The organism is Zunongwangia sp. SCSIO 43204, from assembly GCF_019904275.1.
In the GTDB taxonomy this organism is placed as follows: Bacteria; Bacteroidota; Bacteroidia; order Flavobacteriales; family Flavobacteriaceae; genus Zunongwangia; species Zunongwangia mangrovi.
The window spans coordinates 2,740,577-2,760,812 of the sequence record NZ_CP063204.1 but is presented as its reverse complement, the minus strand read 5'-3'; the positions used below and the strand labels follow the sequence as shown (position 1 = coordinate 2,760,812).

The 20,236-nt window shown below is 36.2% G+C and carries 15 protein-coding genes; 9 read left to right on the top strand and 6 right to left on the bottom strand.

Going from position 1 to position 20,236, the window contains the following annotated elements:
- Positions 1 to 34 precede the first annotated feature (34 nt).
- Entirely contained in the window at positions 35 to 2,095 is a 2,061-nt protein-coding gene (locus tag INR75_RS12255; protein WP_255584528.1) for a S9 family peptidase, read from the bottom strand.
- A 135-nt stretch (positions 2,096 to 2,230) separates the two neighbouring features.
- On the opposite strand from INR75_RS12255, the gene INR75_RS12250 reads away from it, so the two are divergent.
- On the top strand, positions 2,231 to 2,557 hold the full coding sequence (locus INR75_RS12250; RefSeq protein WP_092544472.1) for a YbaB/EbfC family nucleoid-associated protein: 327 nt from the start codon (positions 2,231 to 2,233) through the stop codon (positions 2,555 to 2,557).
- Between the two features lie 126 nt (positions 2,558 to 2,683).
- Here the strand turns inward: INR75_RS12250 and INR75_RS12245 are convergent, their stop codons facing one another.
- The 3 genes from INR75_RS12245 to INR75_RS12235 form a co-directional block, all read right to left on the bottom strand.
- Positions 2,684 to 3,199 (bottom strand): redoxin domain-containing protein, encoded by a 516-nt coding sequence (locus INR75_RS12245; RefSeq protein WP_223091919.1) that lies wholly within the window; start codon positions 3,197 to 3,199, stop codon positions 2,684 to 2,686.
- 85 nt (positions 3,200 to 3,284) lie between these two features.
- Entirely contained in the window at positions 3,285 to 4,313 is a 1,029-nt protein-coding gene (locus INR75_RS12240; protein WP_223089040.1) for a low specificity L-threonine aldolase, read from the bottom strand.
- 17 nt (positions 4,314 to 4,330) lie between these two features.
- Positions 4,331 to 6,730: a zinc-dependent metalloprotease gene (locus INR75_RS12235; RefSeq protein ID WP_223089039.1), complete on the bottom strand. Its 2,400-nt coding sequence runs from the start codon at positions 6,728 to 6,730 to the stop codon at positions 4,331 to 4,333.
- A 199-nt stretch (positions 6,731 to 6,929) separates the two neighbouring features.
- Here INR75_RS12235 and INR75_RS12230 point away from each other — a divergent pair, with 199 nt between their 5' ends.
- The 7 genes from INR75_RS12230 (at position 6,930) to INR75_RS12200 (ending at position 14,919) form a co-directional block, all read left to right on the top strand.
- On the top strand, positions 6,930 to 8,396 hold the full coding sequence (locus INR75_RS12230) for a circularly permuted type 2 ATP-grasp protein (protein ID WP_223089038.1): 1,467 nt from the start codon (positions 6,930 to 6,932) through the stop codon (positions 8,394 to 8,396).
- 9 nt (positions 8,397 to 8,405) lie between these two features.
- Positions 8,406 to 9,350, top strand: a complete 945-nt coding sequence (locus INR75_RS12225; RefSeq protein WP_223089037.1) for an alpha-E domain-containing protein — start codon at positions 8,406 to 8,408, stop codon at positions 9,348 to 9,350.
- Between the two features lie 45 nt (positions 9,351 to 9,395).
- Positions 9,396 to 10,259, top strand: a complete 864-nt coding sequence (locus INR75_RS12220; protein ID WP_223089036.1) for a transglutaminase family protein — start codon at positions 9,396 to 9,398, stop codon at positions 10,257 to 10,259.
- Positions 10,260 to 10,322: 63 nt separating this feature from the next.
- Positions 10,323 to 11,420, top strand: a complete 1,098-nt coding sequence (prfB, locus tag INR75_RS12215) for a peptide chain release factor 2 (protein WP_223089035.1) — start codon at positions 10,323 to 10,325, stop codon at positions 11,418 to 11,420.
- 102 nt (positions 11,421 to 11,522) lie between these two features.
- Complete coding sequence (arsC, locus tag INR75_RS12210; protein ID WP_092544456.1) at positions 11,523 to 11,864, top strand: arsenate reductase (glutaredoxin); 342 nt, start codon at positions 11,523 to 11,525, stop codon at positions 11,862 to 11,864.
- A 30-nt stretch (positions 11,865 to 11,894) separates the two neighbouring features.
- A complete protein-coding gene (locus tag INR75_RS12205) occupies positions 11,895 to 12,269 on the top strand; it encodes a hypothetical protein (RefSeq protein ID WP_223089034.1) in 375 nt (124 codons plus the stop codon).
- A gap of 121 nt (positions 12,270 to 12,390) precedes the next feature.
- Complete coding sequence (locus INR75_RS12200) at positions 12,391 to 14,919, top strand: outer membrane beta-barrel family protein (protein WP_223089033.1); 2,529 nt, start codon at positions 12,391 to 12,393, stop codon at positions 14,917 to 14,919.
- A gap of 116 nt (positions 14,920 to 15,035) precedes the next feature.
- Here INR75_RS12200 and INR75_RS12195 read toward each other — a convergent pair whose 3' ends face one another.
- Positions 15,036 to 15,215 (bottom strand): hypothetical protein, encoded by a 180-nt coding sequence (locus INR75_RS12195; protein ID WP_041579968.1) that lies wholly within the window; start codon positions 15,213 to 15,215, stop codon positions 15,036 to 15,038.
- Between the two features lie 186 nt (positions 15,216 to 15,401).
- Here INR75_RS12195 and fumC point away from each other — a divergent pair, with 186 nt between their 5' ends.
- Positions 15,402 to 16,799, top strand: coding sequence for a class II fumarate hydratase (gene fumC / locus INR75_RS12190; RefSeq protein WP_223089032.1), 1,398 nt, complete (start codon positions 15,402 to 15,404; stop codon positions 16,797 to 16,799).
- Positions 16,800 to 16,992: 193 nt separating this feature from the next.
- On the opposite strand, the gene ccsA is transcribed toward fumC, so the two are convergent.
- Entirely contained in the window at positions 16,993 to 20,193 is a 3,201-nt protein-coding gene (gene ccsA / locus INR75_RS12185; protein ID WP_223089031.1) for a cytochrome c biogenesis protein CcsA, read from the bottom strand.
- Positions 20,194 to 20,236: the final 43 nt, after the last annotated feature.

Below are 20,236 nucleotides of genomic sequence, written 5' to 3'. Positions count from 1 at the left end.
CAAAACCGTTCAAAGTTAAGGCAAATTTTTTTAATTATTCCTTAATTCCGGCTAAATCGAATAAAAATGCATATTCTTCTGCCACTTCTTTTATAGCTTCAAACCTCCCTGAAGCCCCACCATGACCGGTATCCATATTTGTATGTATTAATAAAAGATTATTATCTGTTTTGAATTCACGTAATTTGGCTACCCATTTTGCTGGTTCCCAATATTGCACCTGCGAATCATGCAAACCTGTAGTTACCAACATATTAGGATAATCCTGAGCAACTACATTATCGTATGGCGAATAGGATAACATATACTCATAATAATCTTTTTCATTAGGATTTCCCCACTCATCATACTCTCCAGTAGTTAATGGAATGCTATCATCCAACATCGTTGTTACTACATCTACAAAAGGAACTGCAGCAATTACTCCTTTGTAAAGCTGTGGCGCCATATTAATTACCGCTCCCATTAATAAACCTCCTGCAGATCCTCCCATAGCGAATAAATTTTCTTCGGAAGTATATTTTTCTGCGATAAGATGCTTAGAAACGTCTATAAAATCTGTAAATGTATTTCGTTTGGTAAAAAGTTTACCGTCTTCGTACCAATTTCGCCCCAAATATTCACCGCCGCGAATATGCGCGATCGCGTACACAAAACCACGATCCAATAAACTTAATCTTACTGTTGAAAAATAAGGATCAATTGTAGAACCGTACGATCCATAAGCATACTGAAGTAAAGGATTAGTTCCGTCCTTTTTAATTCCTTTTCTATATACTAACGAAACAGGAACTTTTGTTCCATCTTCGGCCGTGGCCCAAATACGTTCTGAAGTATAATTATTTTTATCAAATTTTCCGCCTAAAACTTCCTGCTCTTTTAATACGGTTTTTTCTTTAGTGACCATATTAAAATCTACTACTGAAGTTGGCGTAGTCATCGAGTTATAGGTATAACGAAGCACCTCTGTATCAAAATCTGGATTTATAGAGGTATATGCCGTATAAGTTTCATTATCGAACGGAATAAAATAATCATCACTTTCATCCCAACGGATAATTCTTATTTCATTAAGTCCGTTTTTGCGTTCCCCAATCACCAGGAAATCTTTAAAAATATCGATGTCCTCTAAAAGAACATCTTCACGATGCGCAATCACATCTTCCCAGTTTTCCATCTCTGTAGCTGAAGTTAATGTTTTCATCAACTTAAAATTCTGGGCTTCATCTTTATTTGTAAGAATATAGAAATACTCGCCAAAATGTGAAATACTGTATTCTAATCCGCGTACTCTTGGCTGAATCACTTTAAATTCACCTTCAGGTTTATCGGCTTCTAAAACTCGGTATTCTGTAGTTAAAGTACTATGCGAACCAATGATTATATATTTTTTAGACTTCGACTTATAAACATAAGTATTGAAGGTCTCATCATCTTCCTGAAAAACCAGCTCGTCTTGTGCAGGATCTGTACCTAGAATATGCTTATAGATCTGAAAGCTTCGCAAGGTTTGCTCGTCTTTCTTGGTATAATACAAAGTCTTATTGTCGTTAGCCCAGGTAGAACCACCGGTGGTATTTTCTATTTTTTCCGGATACAATTCCCCGGTTTCCAAATTCTTGATCTGGATGGTATATTTTCTACGGCTTACCGTATCGGTTCCAAAAGCGACCATTCTATTATCGGGGCTCACATTTAAGCCGCCCAAGCGATAATACTCAAAACCTTCAGCCATGATGTTTACATTAAACATCACTTCTTCTGGCGCATCCTGAGATTCTTTTTTTCTTGAAAATATTGGATAATCTCCACCTTTTTCGAATCTCGTGATATACCAGTAACCATTTAAACGATAAGGAACAGATTGATCATCTTCTTTGATCCTTGCCTTCATTTCTTCAAACAAACTCGCCTGAAAATCTTTGGTATGCGCAGTTTGCTTCTCATTATATTCATTTTCGGCATTTAAGTAAGCAATTACTTCTGGATCTTCACGATCGTTCATCCAGTAATAATTATCGACTCTAATATCGTCGTGAATCGTTAATTCTGCAGGTATTTTTCTAGCCTTTGGTGGCTGCACTTCTTTATTCAAAATCAATTCAATTTTTAATGTTGGCAAAGGTAAGGCTTCAAATCTAAAATCGTAATCACAGATTCACAATTTCTTAGAACAACTTAAGCTTAGATTTTACTAGTTTTGTAATTCTAACTAAAAAAGAAACCGACTATGTTTGGAGATATGATGGGTATGATGAACAAGATCAAAGAAGCCCAGGACAATGTAGAAAAAACAAAAGAACGCCTAAAAACGGTGCTTATTGATGAGCAATCTAGTGACGGATTATTAAAAGTGACCGTTTCTGCGGCACGCGAAGTGAAAAGTATCGATATTGCTGACGAACTTTTAGAAGACAAGGAGCAATTAGAAGATTATTTAGTGCTTACGCTTAACAAAGCTATCGCAAAAGCTTCAGATATCAACGAAAAAGAGCTTGGAGCAGCTGCAAAAGACGGGATGCCGGATATTCCTGGTCTTGGTGATATGTTTAAATAAGATTTTTCAAATTATAAAATAGATTTGAGATCTGAGATATTAGATTTTAGATCATTTTTAAAAATCACATAAAAAAAACCTGCAATATCGATATTGCAGGTTTTTTTAGTTCTTTTTTTCTGAATATTAAGCTTCACCTCTAGGCGGATAATTTTTATCCAGAACAAAATCGACAGCTTTTAAAACAGCATCAAACTCTGGCCTGGCAAATGGCATGGACTGTATACTCGCTGCGTAAACTGAATTATCTGGCTTGATCAAGAATAATCCTGGCTCAAAAAAGGCCTCTGGTTCTTTATCATTTATCCCTTCAGAAATATAAAGATCCCACTTTCTGGCGTCTTCAGTTAATAAACCATAGCCAATATTTAGTTGATCTACATCCCAGGATGCTACTGTTTTTTTAGCTAATTCTTCAGTATTTGCGCTTATGCAAATTACATCGATTCCTCGCTCTTTAAATTCATCGATCTTCGAGTTTAATTCGGTTAAATATTTCTTACAAACCGGGCAGTGAATTCCACGATAAAAAACGACCATTGTAAAATTCTCTGGTTTTTCATCTTCAAGATTCCACTCTACTCCTTTTGTTGTTTGAACTCTTAACTGCGGCGCTTGCTTTCTTGGCAATACATTTTTCATCATCTATAGCTTTTTGTTTTTTTCAAGCTAATAACTAATAGACGAAAATTGTATTAAAGGCATTGTAAGCTTGCGTTAAGATTAACTAAAGGCTGATATTCTTTAAAACTGAAAGGAATTTTTGGTGCATCTCTTCAGTATAGTCTAAATGCGTAACGATCCTTAATTTTCCTTTTCCTAAAGCACTTATCCTGATATTATTTTTCTGAAGCATTTTATTGAATTTCTCTTCATTGGAAGCACTCTTCAAACTAAAAATAATAATATTGGTTTCAACCGGCTCTACTTCACCAATATAAGATTGTGCATTAAGGGTTTCAGCAATTTCAGCAGCTCTTTTATGATCTTCGGCTAAACGATCTACATGATGATCTAAAGCATAAATTGCAGCTGCAGCCATAAAACCTACCTGGCGCATTCCGCCTCCTAAAACTTTACGAACGCGCATCGCATTTTTCATAACATCTTTGTTGCCTATTAACACAGATCCCATTGGCGTTCCCAATCCCTTAGAAAGACATACCGAAATTGTATCAAAAAGCTTCCCATAATCTTTTGGCGATTCTCCTTTTGCCACCAAAGCATTAAATAATCTTGCGCCATCTAAATGCAAACTAAGACCATGCGAATTACAAACTTTTCTTATTTTTTTGATTTCCTCAATATCGTAACAAGCGCCACCACCTTTGTTGGTTGTGTTTTCTAAGCAAACTAAAGTAGTAAGCGGACTATGATAAAAATCTGGCGGATTTATATTTTCTTCTACCTGCGCAGCAGTGATCATCCCACGATGACCATCTACAAGTTTACAGCTCACGCCGCTATTAAAACTGGCGCCACCACCTTCATAATTATAAACATGCGCCCATTTATCGCAAATTAATTGATCGGCTGGTTGTGTATGCAACTTTATCGCTGCCTGGTTGGCCATACTTCCGGTAGGAAAAAATAAAGCTTCGTCTTTCCCAAAAAGTTTGGCTAATTTTTCTTCTAATGCATTAACCGAAGGATCTTCTTTGTAAACATCGTCACCAACCTGGGCATTCATCATCGCCTTTAGCATTCCTTTGGTTGGTTTTGTTACCGTGTCACTTCTTAAATCTATTTCGCTCATAAAATCTATGTGGTTTTCTATAATCCTGTACACATAAAACTTCCGATTGGCGATCCATCCGGAATTTTAGGTGCGTCTGGCATTGGTTCAAATTCGCCCGGTTTATCAAAAAACAGTTCTATTTCTTCTAACATTTGCTCATAAATAGCATCATCCTGCTCGTCTAACCAATCTTCTAATTCGGCTAACTGGTAATTAACCTCAGCTTTCACCAATGGCGTACTCTTTTTACTTGCGGCTAAGTTAAATAAATGCTGTAGCACATTATAATTTATAGTGTATTGTGCTGCAAGCAAATAAGAATCTTTAGGCTGATATTGGATAGTTTCAGCGATTAATTTTTCAAGTAGATCCTCTAAGCCTAGTTGCTTTTTATCTAATGATTTTTGCTGAATCAATCTGGCCATACGCTCCGGGTTCAGTAATAATCCTAAGGTCATATCGCTTGCTGTGGCCGGTGCTCCCAAAGCATCGAACGCCACTCCCGTATTACTTTTGAAGGATTCGCGCGATCTCCCGTAACCAAAGGCTCTTGGTGGGAAAAGCGCTAATTTTTCCTGCGGAATAGCTAAGGTTTCTGCTTTTAAAGTTTTGATCAAAGCATCCAAAGCTGATTTTTGACGTTTTGGCGATAAAGTTTCTACCACTTTTTCAGCACCTCCTTTTACCGCAAAATTATAATCTAAACCACCAACTAATTTGCTTACTGCTTCAGTTTGATAACGATGGAAGAAATATAATGGCACAAAAACATCTTCTAAAACCGAATATGGTTCGTTAGTTCTAAAGTTATCTTTAGAAAAATTTGCTATCGCTTTTTCACGAATTTCAAGAACGTCATTTAATTCTGCCGTAGCATCTTTTCCGTTATCCCATAAATGTGCGTTTACATGGGCTCCATTTTGCGGGCGGGCATCACGATCACTTATAAATTGAATTCCCTGATCGTAAGCTTCCTGGATAACAGAATTTAAATAAGCTCTTTCTGAAGTTTCATCTGGAAGATCTGAATATGCATATTTTACGATCAATTTATCCCATTCTCCAATATTGGTGTCATAAGCATTTGCAGCAGTAATTTCTCCATTTTCAATGCTGAATTGCGGATGTGGATAATCCATCACTGAAGCTCTATCGCTCACACTGGCTGCAAAATTGTGCGCAAAACCTAAAGTGTGACCAACTTCGTGCGCCGAAAGCTGTCGGATTCTGGCAATCGCCATTTCCATCATTTTCTCGTGATTCTCATCACTTTCAGCAAAAGGTTTATTAAGCAAAGCCTGGGCGATCATAAAATCCTGGCGAATTCTTAAACTTCCTAAACTAACATGCCCTTTAATAATCTCTCCCGTTCTTGGATCGACAACGCTGGCACCATAACTCCAACCACGTGTAGATCGGTGTACCCACTGGATCACATTATAACGAACATCCAAAGGATCTGCATCTGCTGGTAACATTTTTACCTGAAAAGCATCTTTGTAACCTATACTTTCGTAAGCCTGGTTCCACCAACTTGCTCCTTCTAACAAAGCTGATCGAACAGGTTCTGGCGTACCAGGATCTAAATAATAAATTATTGGCTCTACTGCTTCACTAACTTCGGCTTCCGGGTTTTTCTTTTCTAATCGTTGACGAACAGCATATCTTTTTAAAATTGGTTCGTAAACCGGTGATGCATAATCGTAATACGAAATTGAATTAACCCCGCTACGAGGATCAAAAAGTCGTTTTTCATATTTATCGTCTGGTAATTCTACAAAAGAATAATGCTGAATTACGCTAATATTAGCCGCATCTGGCACAACACTTCTTACTGTTCCACTTTGTGGTGAACCTTCAAACGTCAGTAAACTTTCAAACTCAACATTCTTAGGAAATGCTTTGGTTCTATCTAATTGTAAGGCGCTCTTATTTTTACTTACTTTATAACTTCCGTAGTTACCACGTTTTAAACGCTCTGCAACACCATGCGCGTCTTCCATAACAAAAGGCGTAAGATCGATAATAAACGTATCGTCTTTTTCCTCTTTAATGTCGAAACCATAGATCACTGATTTTGCAAAAGCTTCTTCAATACTTTGTTTTTCCAGTTCGTTATCGGTTACCGCACGATATCTTTGGTTAGGTTCAACCAATAATAATTTATCACCGGCACGTTGAAATTTTACTACTGAAGCGCCTCCTAACTGGCCACGATCTAATCCTATATCGTTACTTCCTACTCCGCTTCTCAGCGCATGATTATATAAGAACAAGCTATCTAATTTATCTACCTCCAGATAGATTTCATCGGTCTTTGGATTGTAATAGAAATCATAATAACCTTCGTATTTCTTTAGATCTCCTTTTTTCTCCAGGAATTGACAGAATATATTCTGTGAAAACAATAAAACAAATAGTAGTAATTTTTTCATAAGGGTAGTTTAGATGTTTTCAAATTTAATTTTTTTAGATCGATTAAGAAGGATTTTTAGTCTCGCATGCCTATTTCTATTAATTCAATTTAAAAGACCTGCTATTTTTACGAAAATGAAACTTCAGGGAGCTTATTAATATTAAATATTTACAGCCTAAACTAAAGATTTTCTGTATTTTAAGTGAAAATAAGTTCATATGAAGCTTAACACTAACCAGCCAAGTTTTTCGTCTTATAAAAGAGATAAGCATTTATTCGACGAAATTTTTACTAAAAATGATGAAGTTAAAGAAGTTTATAAAACGCTTTTAAATCTTTATAGCGAACATTCTATTCAGGATTACGCAAGATTAAATGAAAAGGCAAAAGCCTCTTTTTTTAATCAGGGAATTACTTTTCAGGTTTATGGAGAACATGAAACCAAAGAGAAGATCTTTCCTTTCGACCTGTTCCCAAGAATCATAGATCACAAAGAATGGTGCCATATCGAAAAAGGTGTTCTACAACGAAGCAAGGCCCTAAATCATTTTCTCTGGGACATTTACCACGACAGGAAGATCCTAAAACAGGGTATTGTTCCTTTAGATCTTATCAATTCTTCGGCTAACTACTTAGACCAGATGCAGGGTTTAAATCCGCCTGGCGGAATTTACAATCATATTAGTGGTACAGACCTTATCAAACATTCAGATGGTAATTACTATGTTTTAGAAGATAATATTAGATGCCCCTCTGGAGTAAGTTACGTGATCTGTAATCGTACTGCTTTAAAACGTGCTTTATTCGGAGTTTTTAATCATTACCAAACACATACGGTTACAGATTATGCTGAAAATCTTTTAGAGATCATGGAATCTGTAAAACCTCAGGGTGTGGATAATCCAACCTGTGTGGTTATTACTCCGGGAATATACAATTCAGCTTATTACGAGCATTCTTACCTGGCTAAAGCAATGGGAGTTGAACTTGTTGAAGGTCGCGATCTTTTTGTAGAAAATGATTTTGTGTATATGCGAACCATCAACGGCCCTCAAAAAGTAGATGTTATTTATCGAAGGATCGACGACATATTTATGGATCCGTTAGAGTTTAGAGCAGATTCTACACTAGGTGTCCCCGGCCTACTTGCAGCCTACAAACTGGGTAATGTTTGCCTGGTAAATGCACCGGGAACCGGTGTCGCAGATGACAAGGCTATTTATATTTACATGCCGCAGATCATAAAATATTATCTTGGAGAAGAACCTATTTTGAATAATGTTCATACCTACCATTGTAATCGCCCAGATGAATTAAAATATGTTCTAGAAAATATCGACAAGCTGGTTGTTAAACCGGTAGACGAAGCCGGAGGATATGGAATTTCGATTGGAAATAAACTAACCAAAGCCGAAATCGAAAAAGTAAAAGCGGTTATTAAAGAAAACCCCAGAAAATACATTGCACAACCTATAATGTCTCTTTCTGTACATGCAACCTACATAGAAGACAGTCAAAGTTTTGAACCAAGGCACGTAGATCTTAGAACCTTCTGCCTGCTAGGAAAAGATAAAAGCTTTGTTTTAAAAGGCGGTTTAACCCGCGTGGCACTTAAAAAAGGGAATCTTATCGTTAATTCATCACAAGGTGGTGGTTCTAAAGATACCTGGGTATTAAAAAAATAAACAAAATTTATGTTAGCAAGAGTTGCCAATAACCTCTTCTGGATGGGGCGCTATATAGAAAGATCTGAACATGTAGCACGATATTTAAATGTAAACTACTTTTCGTCTCTGGATGCTCCAAACGAGCTTTCACAATCTCGACAATTTGTACTTAGATCTATGCTTTTTATGGCAAGCGATCCTGTAACCGATCCTAATATCGAACTTGATGAAGGTCAGGTTTTGTTTGATATTGCCCTTAATAAAGAAAAGCCAGATTCTATAATTAATTACCTACAATATGCCAGGGAAAATGCCAATAGTGCCAGGGATCTAATTTCTACGGAATTATATGAATCTCTAAACAAGTTTTACCATTACACGTTAAATTATTCCCCTGAAAAATTTATGAAAAGTGGCCTGTATGAATTTACTGTTCATGTAGCCGAATCTACTTCGATCTTAAGAGGGAAAATTAGAGGAACGCTTTTACACGACGATGTATACAGCATTATTATGCTGGGCATAAATATAGAACGTGCAACACAGATCATTAGGATCATTAATGCAAAATATAACGATGCGAATCTAGCCGGTGGCAGTTATGGTGATCACTTAAAGAATAGCTACGAATGGACAACTTTGCTAAAATGTGCCGAATCATACGATATGATGAGGCGATATTATAAAAAAGCACCCCGTAGTTTAACTACTCTCGAATTTTTAATTCTGAATCCAAATTGTCCAAGATCGATTATGAATAGCTTAAATCAGGTAAGCAGGCATATAAGCGATCTGTCAAAATCTAAAACTCCAGATAAAAACTCGGCTGAATTTCTTGTGGGAAAAGTACGAGCTGAATATCAGTTTAAATTAATCGAAGAAATAGAAGAGGATCTGCAAAGCTTCATCGAAAAAATACTCAATACCTTAAATGACATTGCAAAAAAAATAGAAATTGAGTATTTTTTATGAATGAATAAGGCCCAGAATCTTTAAATTCGCATTCATTTTTATAACATGGTACTAAACTACGTCATAAAATATGCAGCAACCAATACCTACGAGAATTTTGTAGACGAGGCCTTATGGCAATTTTTAATTGCCCCTTTAAATGCTAAATCTCAGCAGGTCATTAGTTCAGAGTTTAAGAATTCCCTGCATATTCCGGTAGAAAAATCTATTAATGGATATGGATTTGAAACCTTTAGAGTTCATCCAAAAAAGCGCTTTAAATCTATCGATTTTGAGGCTGAATTTCATGTAATAAAAGATCAATTCAATCCATTCGAAAAAACGAGTGATCATAGTATCGAGGAAGAAATTTCAGAACTTAATTCCTTAAATTTTAAGGTAGAACATTCAGCATTTCTAAAGCCTACTACACTTACTAAACTTCCTGTATCCCACGAAATAGACTTTGTTTACGATGAAGAGGTATCCATTTTTGAAAACCTGAAAAATCTAAACAAATGGATCTTTGATATTTTTAGTTTTAAGACCGATGTGACCGATGTCGATACCGACCTTGATATGATCTTAGAAGAAAAACAGGGAGTTTGCCAGGATTTCACGCATTTATTTTGCGCAATCGCACGTTCATATCGTATTCCTACACGATATATTTCAGGATATTTACATCAGGGAAATGGCTATTTTGGCGATTCCCAAATGCATGCCTGGGCAGAAGCGTTTATACCAGGTTGTGGATGGGTTGGCTTCGATCCAACTAATAACCTCATTGCTGCAGAGAATCATATTAAAGTGGCAGATGGTAAGGATTATTCAGATTGTCCCCCCATTAAAGGAATTGTTTATACTTCAGGAAAAAATCACACGAAGTATAGTGTAGAAGTGCACGCACAACAAAATGCCCAGCAATAGAATTAACAAATTCTTCAAATTTAAATTACGCAAAAAGAATTATACTGCACTAAATTCAGATATATGATAACTACCGATCAGGTAAAAGATATAGCAACACGAATAGATAAATTAAAAGTTCATTTAAATATTGAACAAAAGCTCATTGAAATTCAGAATGAAGAAGAAAAAACTTTCGATCCCAGTTTTTGGGACAATCCGTCTGAAGCTGAAGAATTCATGAAAACCCTAAAAGGGAAGAAAAAATGGGTAAATGATTACAGATCGGCTAAAAGTGGATTAGAAGAATTACAGGTTTTGCTAGAGTTTTATAATGAAGATGAAGCTGAAGAAGAAGATGTTGTAAAACAATACGAGAAAATACTGAATATCATTGAAGAACTGGAGTTTAAAAACATGCTTTCTGAAGAAGGTGACGATCTAAGTGCAGTATTGCAAATAACCGCAGGAGCAGGCGGAACTGAAAGTTGTGACTGGGCACAAATGCTAATGCGTATGTACCTAATGTGGGCAGAAAAGCAGGGCTTTAAAATAAAAGAGCTTAACTACCAGGAAGGTGATGTGGCAGGAATAAAGACCGTAACGCTGGAAATTGAAGGAGATTATGCTTTTGGCTGGCTAAAAGGTGAAAATGGTGTACATCGATTAGTTCGTATTTCGCCATTTGATAGTAATGCGAAAAGGCATACGTCATTTGCTTCGGTTTATGTATATCCTTTGGTAGACGATAGGATAGAAATTGAAATTAATCCGGCAGATATCGAGATCACAACAGCAAGATCCAGTGGTGCCGGTGGCCAAAATGTAAATAAGGTTGAGACAAAAGTTCAATTGGTTCACCACCCTACCGGAATTCAAATTTCCTGTTCAGAAACAAGATCACAACACGACAACCGTGATCGCGCCATGCAAATGCTTAGATCACAGCTTTACGAAATAGAGCTTGAAAAGCAACGTGAGCAAAGAGAAGATATTGAAGCCAGTAAAAAGAAGATCGAATGGGGATCGCAAATTCGAAATTATGTAATGCATCCTTATAAATTGATAAAAGACGTTAGAACAGCTGAAGAAACTGGAAATGTGGATAGTGTGATGGATGGAAATATAGACCAGTTCTTAAAAGCTTATCTAATGATGATGGGACAAAAAGATGAAGATTGATTTTGTTAAAAAATAATAGTATTTTATATAGCAAATACGTTAGTTTTTCATCATAATACAGTCTAAAATTAAAATTGTTTATTTTAAATAAAAGAAATAAATATGGTTACAATTTATCATAATACCCGATGTAAAAAATCCAGAGAGGGGTTAGAAATTGTAGAAAATTCGGGCAAAGAATTTCAGGTAAGAGAATATTTAAAAGAGCCTCTATCTGAGGACGAATTAAAAGCCTTACTAATCAAACTGAATATGACAGCGATTCAGTTAGTTAGAAAAAACGAGAAGATTTGGAAAGAGAACTTTAAAGATAAAGATCTTAGTGAAAACGAATTGGTACGAATTATGGTGGAAAACCCTAAATTAATAGAACGGCCAATCGTAGAAAATGAAACCGAAGCTGTTGTAGGAAGACCTCCAGAAGATATTAAGAAAATAGTCTAACTGAGCAACTCCTAATTAAAAACCTAAATCATGAAACTTACACTTAACCAAAGAATATCATTAATAAGCCTGGCAGGAATGCTTGTTGCAGGATTTGTAGCTTCACAGATCTATATGAACAAAAAAAGCCGGGAAGAAATAAAGGACATCGCTGAAGAGCTTGCCTTATTATGGAAAGACCGTTTATTCTTAGATGAAGAGCAAACCAGTAAAATGGAAGATCTTATCATTGAATATACGATCAAGAAAAACGAGATCATTAATAGTAGCATGAATCCTATTGCACAGGTAAGAAAGCTTAAAAGTATTCAAAAAGCGGAGCACCGTAATTTAGGAAAGCTTTTATCTAAAGAACAATTCGAAAAATATCTTAACATAAATAAAGAAATTCGAAAAAAATCCTAGGCTTTGAGGTTCAACCACTAAAGCACCTATTTAACAGGTTTTACGGGCTTCTTTAACGCAAGTTTAACCAATAGGCTTTAAACCTTTTTGATTATAGGCGGTCATACAAGAAAAAGTTTTAATGACCGCCAAATTTAATTTTAGACAAAGTTTAGCGCTTTTATTTTTCCTAAGCCTAAACATCACTCTTTTTGCGCAGAGTGCAGATTATACAATATCGGGTAAAGTAATTGATAATGATCTTGAAGTTCCGCTAGAATATGCTACGGTAAGTATAACAGACGTCAATGATCCAAGCAAAGTAACCGGAGGAGTTACAGATATCGATGGTAACTTTGCCATCGAAGTTGCAAAAGGGACCTATAATATTGAAGTAGAATTTATCTCCTACGAAAGTAAAATCTTTAAAAATAGAACAGTAAACTCAGACCTTAATCTTGGCACCATTGCCTTAGGAGTAAGTTCAGCGAGTCTTGATGAAGTTGTTGTTCGTGCAGAAACCACCCAGGTTGATGTAAGATTAGATAAAAAAATATACAATATTGGTAAAGACCTTACCACTGCCGGTGGGACAGTGAGTGACGCTTTAAATAACGTACCATCTGTTTCTGTAGATGTAGAAGGAGGAATTAGTTTAAGAGGTAACGAAAATGTTAGAATCTTAATTAATGGGAAACCTTCAGCGATGGCTGGTTTTGGTTCTACAGATGTATTAAGTCAGCTTCCTGCAGATGCGATCGAGCGTGTAGAAGTAATTACATCACCTTCTGCAAGATATGATGCTGAAGGTACTGCCGGTATCCTTAACATCATTCTTAGAAAAGACAAAACATTAGGTTTTAATGGTTCACTTACCTTAACTGGTGGTGATCCTGCAAATGCCGGAGCTTCTGCAAACATCAACTATCGTACAGAAAAGTTCAACCTTTTTAATACCACAGGATACCGTTACAGAGAAAGCCCTGGAAATGGATATAACGAAACTGAGTATTTTGAAGAAAGAGAAATTCCTCTTTTAGAAGATATAAATTACGACCGTAACATCGAAGATCGAGATATGGATCGTGAAAACAAAGGTTTCAATACTAATTTAGGTTTAGAATATTACATTAACGATCAATCATCGATCACAGGTTCTATTTTCTATAGAAATGGTGATGATGAAGATCTTACTACAAACATCAACGATTATTTTCTGAATGGTGAAGAGCGATTAGGGACTACAAGAACCGAGTTAGAGACCGAAGAAGATGAGAGTTACCAGTTTGCTGTAAATTATATCAATAAATTTAACGACGAAGGTCACCAGCTAACTGCAGATTTCCAATATGACATCGATAATGAAGAGCAGGCTGCTTTTATTAACGAGCTGGTAGACTACAACAATACCGAAAGAGATGAAATTAATGTTCCTCGAGAAGAAACCAATACTTTAGAAGAACAAAGAGAATATTTACTTCAGGCAGATTATGTTTTACCACTTGGAGAGAATTCTCAATTTGAAGCTGGATACCGCGGTAACTTTGAAAACACGGTAACAGATTACGAATTACGCCAGGAGAACGACAATGGAGTTCTTGCTATCAATGAAAATCAAACCAATATTTTTGATTATACTGAAAATGTTCAGGCATTATACACTCAATATGGTTCAAAATTCGGTGATTTCAGCTTTCTTTTAGGTTTACGTTTAGAGAACACCAATCTTAAGGGAAACATCGATTCAGAATTAACTGAAGCAGAATTACGTGAAGAATTCGGTTTTCAGATCAATACAGATTTTGATAATAACTATCTAGGTCTCTTCCCTACCGTAAATATTATATACGAATTAGGAGAACAGGAAAATATTACTTTAGGATATAACAGAAGGATCAATCGCCCACGTGGATGGTTTATTAACCCTTTCCCTTCAAGAAATAGTAGAACTAACATCTTCCAGGGAAATCCTAATTTACAACCTGCATTTTCTAATGCATTCGATCTTGGATACCTAAAAAGATGGGAAAAACTAACACTTACTTCTTCTGTATATTTCCAAAGAGAGACTGATGCTTTCCAAAGAGTTCAGGATAACATCACGATTTCAGGACCTAATAATACAGAGGTTGAAGTAATTAGAACATTACCTATTAACCTTGGTACAAATGATAGAATTGGAGCTGAATTTGGTTTACTTTATAACCCCGCAGACTGGTTACGTTTAAACGGTAGTTTTAACTTCTTCCAGTTTAATATTGATGGGGAATACGAAGGTCAAAGCTATAGCCAGGAAAACAATAGTTGGTTTGGTAGATTTAGCTCTAAAGTAAGTTTACCACTTGGTATCGAATGGCAAACAAATGCGTTTTACATGGGACCATCAGACGAGATCCAGGGACAAAGAGATGGAATGCTATCTATCGACCTTGCACTTAGTAAAGATATCTTTAACGACAACGCTACAATATCTGCAAACGTAAGTGACCTTTTAAATTCAAGAAAAAGACAGGGAACTACAACTACAGATATGTTTACCCAGTATAGCGAGTTTCAGTGGAGACAACGCCAAATCAACGTATCTTTGATCTACAGATTCAACCAACAAAAGAATCAACAAAGAAGAGAGAATAGAGATATGGATGATGATGATATGGAAGGAGATTTTTAATCTCCTTCATTTTTCCTGTGTTTGGTTTTCAGGAAACTATCTCGATCAATCGCAAATCGACTTTATATCGAGAAAAAACAGGACATAAAAAAAGGGACTTTTAAAAGTCCCTTTTTTTATGCTTTTTGTTCTTTGGCAGCTTTTCGTTTAGCTTTCTTCTCTTTAAGAAGATCCATGATCGAACCTCCTAACCAATACGGCACGATCACCGCTGTAAGGAAGATCATTAACCAAAATCCCATAGTAAGGATCGTTAAAAACGCCAAAAAACCCAGAAATTGATCGAATTCGAACATCATAATTTTCAGTATTTGGATTACAAAGATAAAATTTATAAAATGGCTATCACAATTAAATTACGAATTTTTGAACAATCCTATTAACAATAAATAATATCATTCATTTTCAACCAATTTTAAAGCTTTTTTATACCGTAAAAGTGAGTGAAACCTTAAATTTGTGTAACAATCAATATTTAAATTATGGACTTTAGAATAGAAAAAGATACCATGGGGGAAGTTAAAGTTCCTTCAGATAAATTATGGGGTGCACAAACCGAGCGCTCTCGTAATAATTTTAAAATTGGTCCTGCGGCTAGCATGCCTCTAGAAATTGTTTATGGCTTTGCTTACCTTAAAAAAGCTGCTGCGTATACCAACTGCGAATTAGGTGTTCTTGCTGAGGAGAAAAGAGATCTAATTGGTAAAGTTTGTGACGAAATCTTAGAAGGAAAGCACGACGATCAATTTCCTTTGGTTATCTGGCAAACTGGTAGTGGTACACAATCTAACATGAATGTTAATGAGGTAATCGCAAACCGTGCCCACCAAATCGCAGGTAAAACTATTGGAGAAGGTGATAAAACTCTTCAGCCAAATGACGATGTAAATAAATCACAATCATCTAACGATACCTTCCCTACCGGAATGCATATCGCTGCTTATAAGAAAGTGATCGAGGTTACTCTTCCGGGAGTAAAACAACTTAGAGATACTTTAAAGAAAAAATCTGAAGAATTTAAAGAAGTAGTAAAAATTGGTCGTACCCACTTTATGGATGCTACTCCGCTTACTTTAGGGCAGGAATTTAGTGGATATGCTGCGCAGTTAGACTACGGAATAAAAGCCTTAGAAAATACATTACCTCACCTTGGAGAATTAGCTCTAGGTGGAACGGCTGTTGGAACCGGACTTAACACTCCTGAAGGTTATGCCGTAAAAGTTGCAGAAAAGATCGCTGAATTTACCGGCCTACCTTTTACTTCTGCAGCTAATAAATTTGAAGCTCTTGCGGCTCACGATGCATTAGTAGAAACTCATTCTGCTTTAAAACAAATAGCCGTTTCTTTAAATAAGATTGGTAATGATATTAGAATGATCGCCAGTGGACCTCGATGCGGAATTGGAGAAATTAATATTCCTGCTAACGAACCTGGTTCTTCTATTATGCCTGGAAAGGTTAATCCAACACAATGTGAAGCCTTAACAATGGTTTGCGCTCAGGTAATTGGTAACGATGTAGCTATTAGCGCCGGCGGAATGCAAGGACAATTCGAACTTAACGTCTTTAAACCTGTAATGGCTGCTAACTTATTACAAAGTGCAGAACTTATTGGTGATGCCTGCGTTTCTTTTGATGTAAATTGTGCTCAGGGAATCGAGCCAAACCACGCAAGAATTCAGGAGCATTTAAATAACTCTTTAATGTTGGTCACTGCTTTAAATACCAAAATTGGATATTATAAAGCTGCTGAAATTGCCGGAACTGCACACAAGAACGGTACAACGCTAAAAGAAGAAGCTGTAAATCTTGGATATCTTACTGAAGAAGAATTTGATGAGTGGGTTCAACCAAAAGATATGGTTGGTAGCTTAAAATAGTTTTTATAAATATTAGCTTCAATTTTATATAAAATCAAAAGGCTGTCTAAATTAGACAGCCTTTTTTATATTCAATTCCGAAGTAATAATGATTAAGTAAACTACCTCGGGGCAAGCCCACGAGGCATTCACTAGAAACAATTTTTTAATTTCGAGGCAAGCCTCGGAGTATAATACCCTTTAGCGGTGCCAATTAAATTCGTTCTTCTTTTTTCTCTTTGATCTCTTTCTTAGCTTTCTTCTTATAATGAACACTATATCTCCAATAAGAAACTGCACCTAATATTGCAACTACAAGCACTGCATAATAAACAAATGTTGGGGTAATTACTTTATCACCACTGGCATAAGAATGCAATCCTGTGAGGTAAAAGTTCACACCAAAATACGTCATCATAATCGAAGCATACGCAACAACAGCCATAAAGTTGAAAGTCCATCGACCTCTTAAACCTGGCACCAAACGCATGTGAATTACAAAAGCATAGACCATAATACTAATTAGGGCCCAGGTTTCTTTTGGATCCCAGCCCCAATAACGTCCCCAACTCTCGTTAGCCCACTGGCCACCCAAAAAGTTACCAATAGTAAGCATTACCAATCCTACTGTTAATGCCATTTCTGTCACTATGGTAATTTCTCGAATACTTAGTTCTATACGCTTTTTGTTCTTTTCTGTAGTCATGATCATTAAAAGCAGGGAAACTACTCCTAAGATCATTCCTAAAGTAAACGGCCCGTAACTTCCTACAATAACCGATACGTGGATCATTAACCAATAAGAATCCAAAACGGGTTGAAGGTTGGCAATTGCAGGATCCATCCAGTTCCAATGCGCTACCATTAAGATCATCGAAGCCACGAATGCTGTAGAAGCAATCGTTAATTTACTTTGTCTACCAAAAGCTAATCCAAAAAACATGGTCGCCCAACCAACGTAGATCATAGATTCGTAAGCATCACTCCAGGGTGCGTGACCAGAAATATACCACCTAAAACCTAATCCTGCGGTATGTAAAATAAATAAGATAATAATGGCTACTGTACAGACATTAATTACCATTCTAATGCCCTTACGATCTTTTAAGATTTGTGCCACTACGAACACCAACATTATTAAACCTGCTAGCATATACATCCAAAACAGGTTTCTAAAAATATCGTATCTATTATATAAAATTTCAGCCTCTACTTTTTTATCTGTAGGCATTACCTCTTCTCCAAACTTCTTCTGGTAATCTTTTATGCTTTGTAAATATTTATTGGCTTGCTCGTAATCACCTGTTTGTCTTGCCAATTTTAAAGCATTCATGTAAAGTGGAATGATTTGCTTTGTATAAACCGAATCCATTCCTTTTAGCATCCCAGAATCCTGAGCCTCTTTATGAGAAACCCATTTGTTATTCTCGTCTCCCGGTACAGGAAAAACTCTTAGAATATTCCCATCTAAAGCCTGCCATAAAAGATTTACACGCTTATCTGCTTCAATAAAATCTTTTTGGAACTGGTTTGGCACCGGTGCTCTATAGGCTTCCTGTAAATAAGGTGAAAGTTTATAACTTCCCTCATCGTCCATAAAATCAAGCAGACTCAAATATTTTTTCTCTTCTGGCACACCGGCTATATGACGAATACTATCGTTATATTTTTTCACATAAATAAGCGGAATGTCGTACCAGTAAAACGGACTCTCGGTCATCGATAAGAAAACCTGATCTGAATTCAGTCCGTTATAATCGTCCTTCTTACTTAGCTTTCTTAATAATTCCGAAGAAAAAGTATTGGCAGGTTTCATTCGCCCACCAGCATCCTGAATGATTAATCTTCCAAATTTCGCTGCATGTTCTTTACTCACTGCATTAGCCATGATCACAGAATCCAGTTGCTCCTGGGTAGTTTGGATATGGGAATGATCATCCTGAGTTTCCTGAGCAAAAGCGCCAAAAGTAGTTCCGAAAATCGCTAAAATTAGCCCTAAAGTTTTTTGCTTAGCTTTTACTTTATCCAGCATTACTTTTATATTTCCAAATCGCGAACCTTTTGCGAACATGATCCACATCAAACCAATATATAATAAGAAATAACCAATGTAAGTGATCCAGGTTCCCCAAAAATCGTGATTTACAGAAAGTACCGTTCCGCTTTCATCTGGCATAAAACTAGACTGGAAAAAACGATATCCTTCTAAATCCAATACATGGTTCATATAGATCTCGTAAGGTCTTGGTTCTTTTCCTTCTTCGATAATTTCGATCTTACTTTTAAAAGAAGAATAACTATTCTCTGTTCCGGGATATTTTTCAGCAATAAAATCGTTCAGTTTTAAGGAAAATGGAAGTTCCATTTCTTTAGAACCATAATTAAGATAAATATCTAATCCTCCCACGTTTACTTTTTCTGGTTCGGTAGCAAGACCTTTTGCTCCCATTAAGGTCACATTTTCTGTTTCGCCATTACTGCTTATTTTAAGACTCACCGCATCTGGCTGATTCTTTTCTTTCTGAGGGGTAGCTACTACATCGTAACTTCCTTTTACTACAGGATCTGGAATTACAAACTGCATATTCCCCATCGTGTAAAGTGACCTTAGCATTAATGGCTGAATAGAATCTGCTACCAGATTCCCCTGCTTTTGGTCTGCCATTCGCATATAATCGGCTTCGAAAGGAGACTCGATCAAATACTCGCCATCTTCTGTAAGCTGAATATTAATCGCACCTTCAGTCTTGTTATTCAGAGAAAATAAAACATTATGAATACTACTTACTTCTCCTTCTTTTAAATAATGATCGTGACGTGAACCTCCCCCAGCTTCAACTATTTTTAGATAATTATCGCCATTAGGATTTTCAATCAATTTTTCTTCAGCTCCGTAGATAAAATTAGTAAGTTCAAACGTTACCGGCTGACCGTTAAAATCTGTATTCAGCACATATTCGTTGTCATATTCTGGCCCAAATAAAACCGGTTCCTGCAGCACTCTACGTCTTGGTTCGCCATTTATTTCCCCATCAAGAAAAAAGGTAAAAAAAGTCTTTTCTGAAAGAAATTTATTCGTGGTTTCGCCTTCCTGAATTGGCATTACACCTTCGTAACTAATATATCGTGTTACAAAAGCACCAATTAAAATAAGGATAAAAGAAAGGTGTAATAATAGTGATGACCACTTTTCTTTTTTGTGTAGATTGTATCGTTTAATATTTCCTAAAAAATTGATAAGAAAAAACACCATTATGGCTTCAAACCACCAGGTGTTATAAATCATTAAACGAGCTGTTTCTATGCTATACCAGTTTTCGATAAATGTTCCTAACGCCATTGCAATTGCAAAAACGACGAACAACACTGCCATGATACGTGTGGAAAATATGACAGAAGCAATTTTTTTCTGCATGAAGAAATAATCTTTGAAATGGCTGCAAATTTAAGGATTTTGT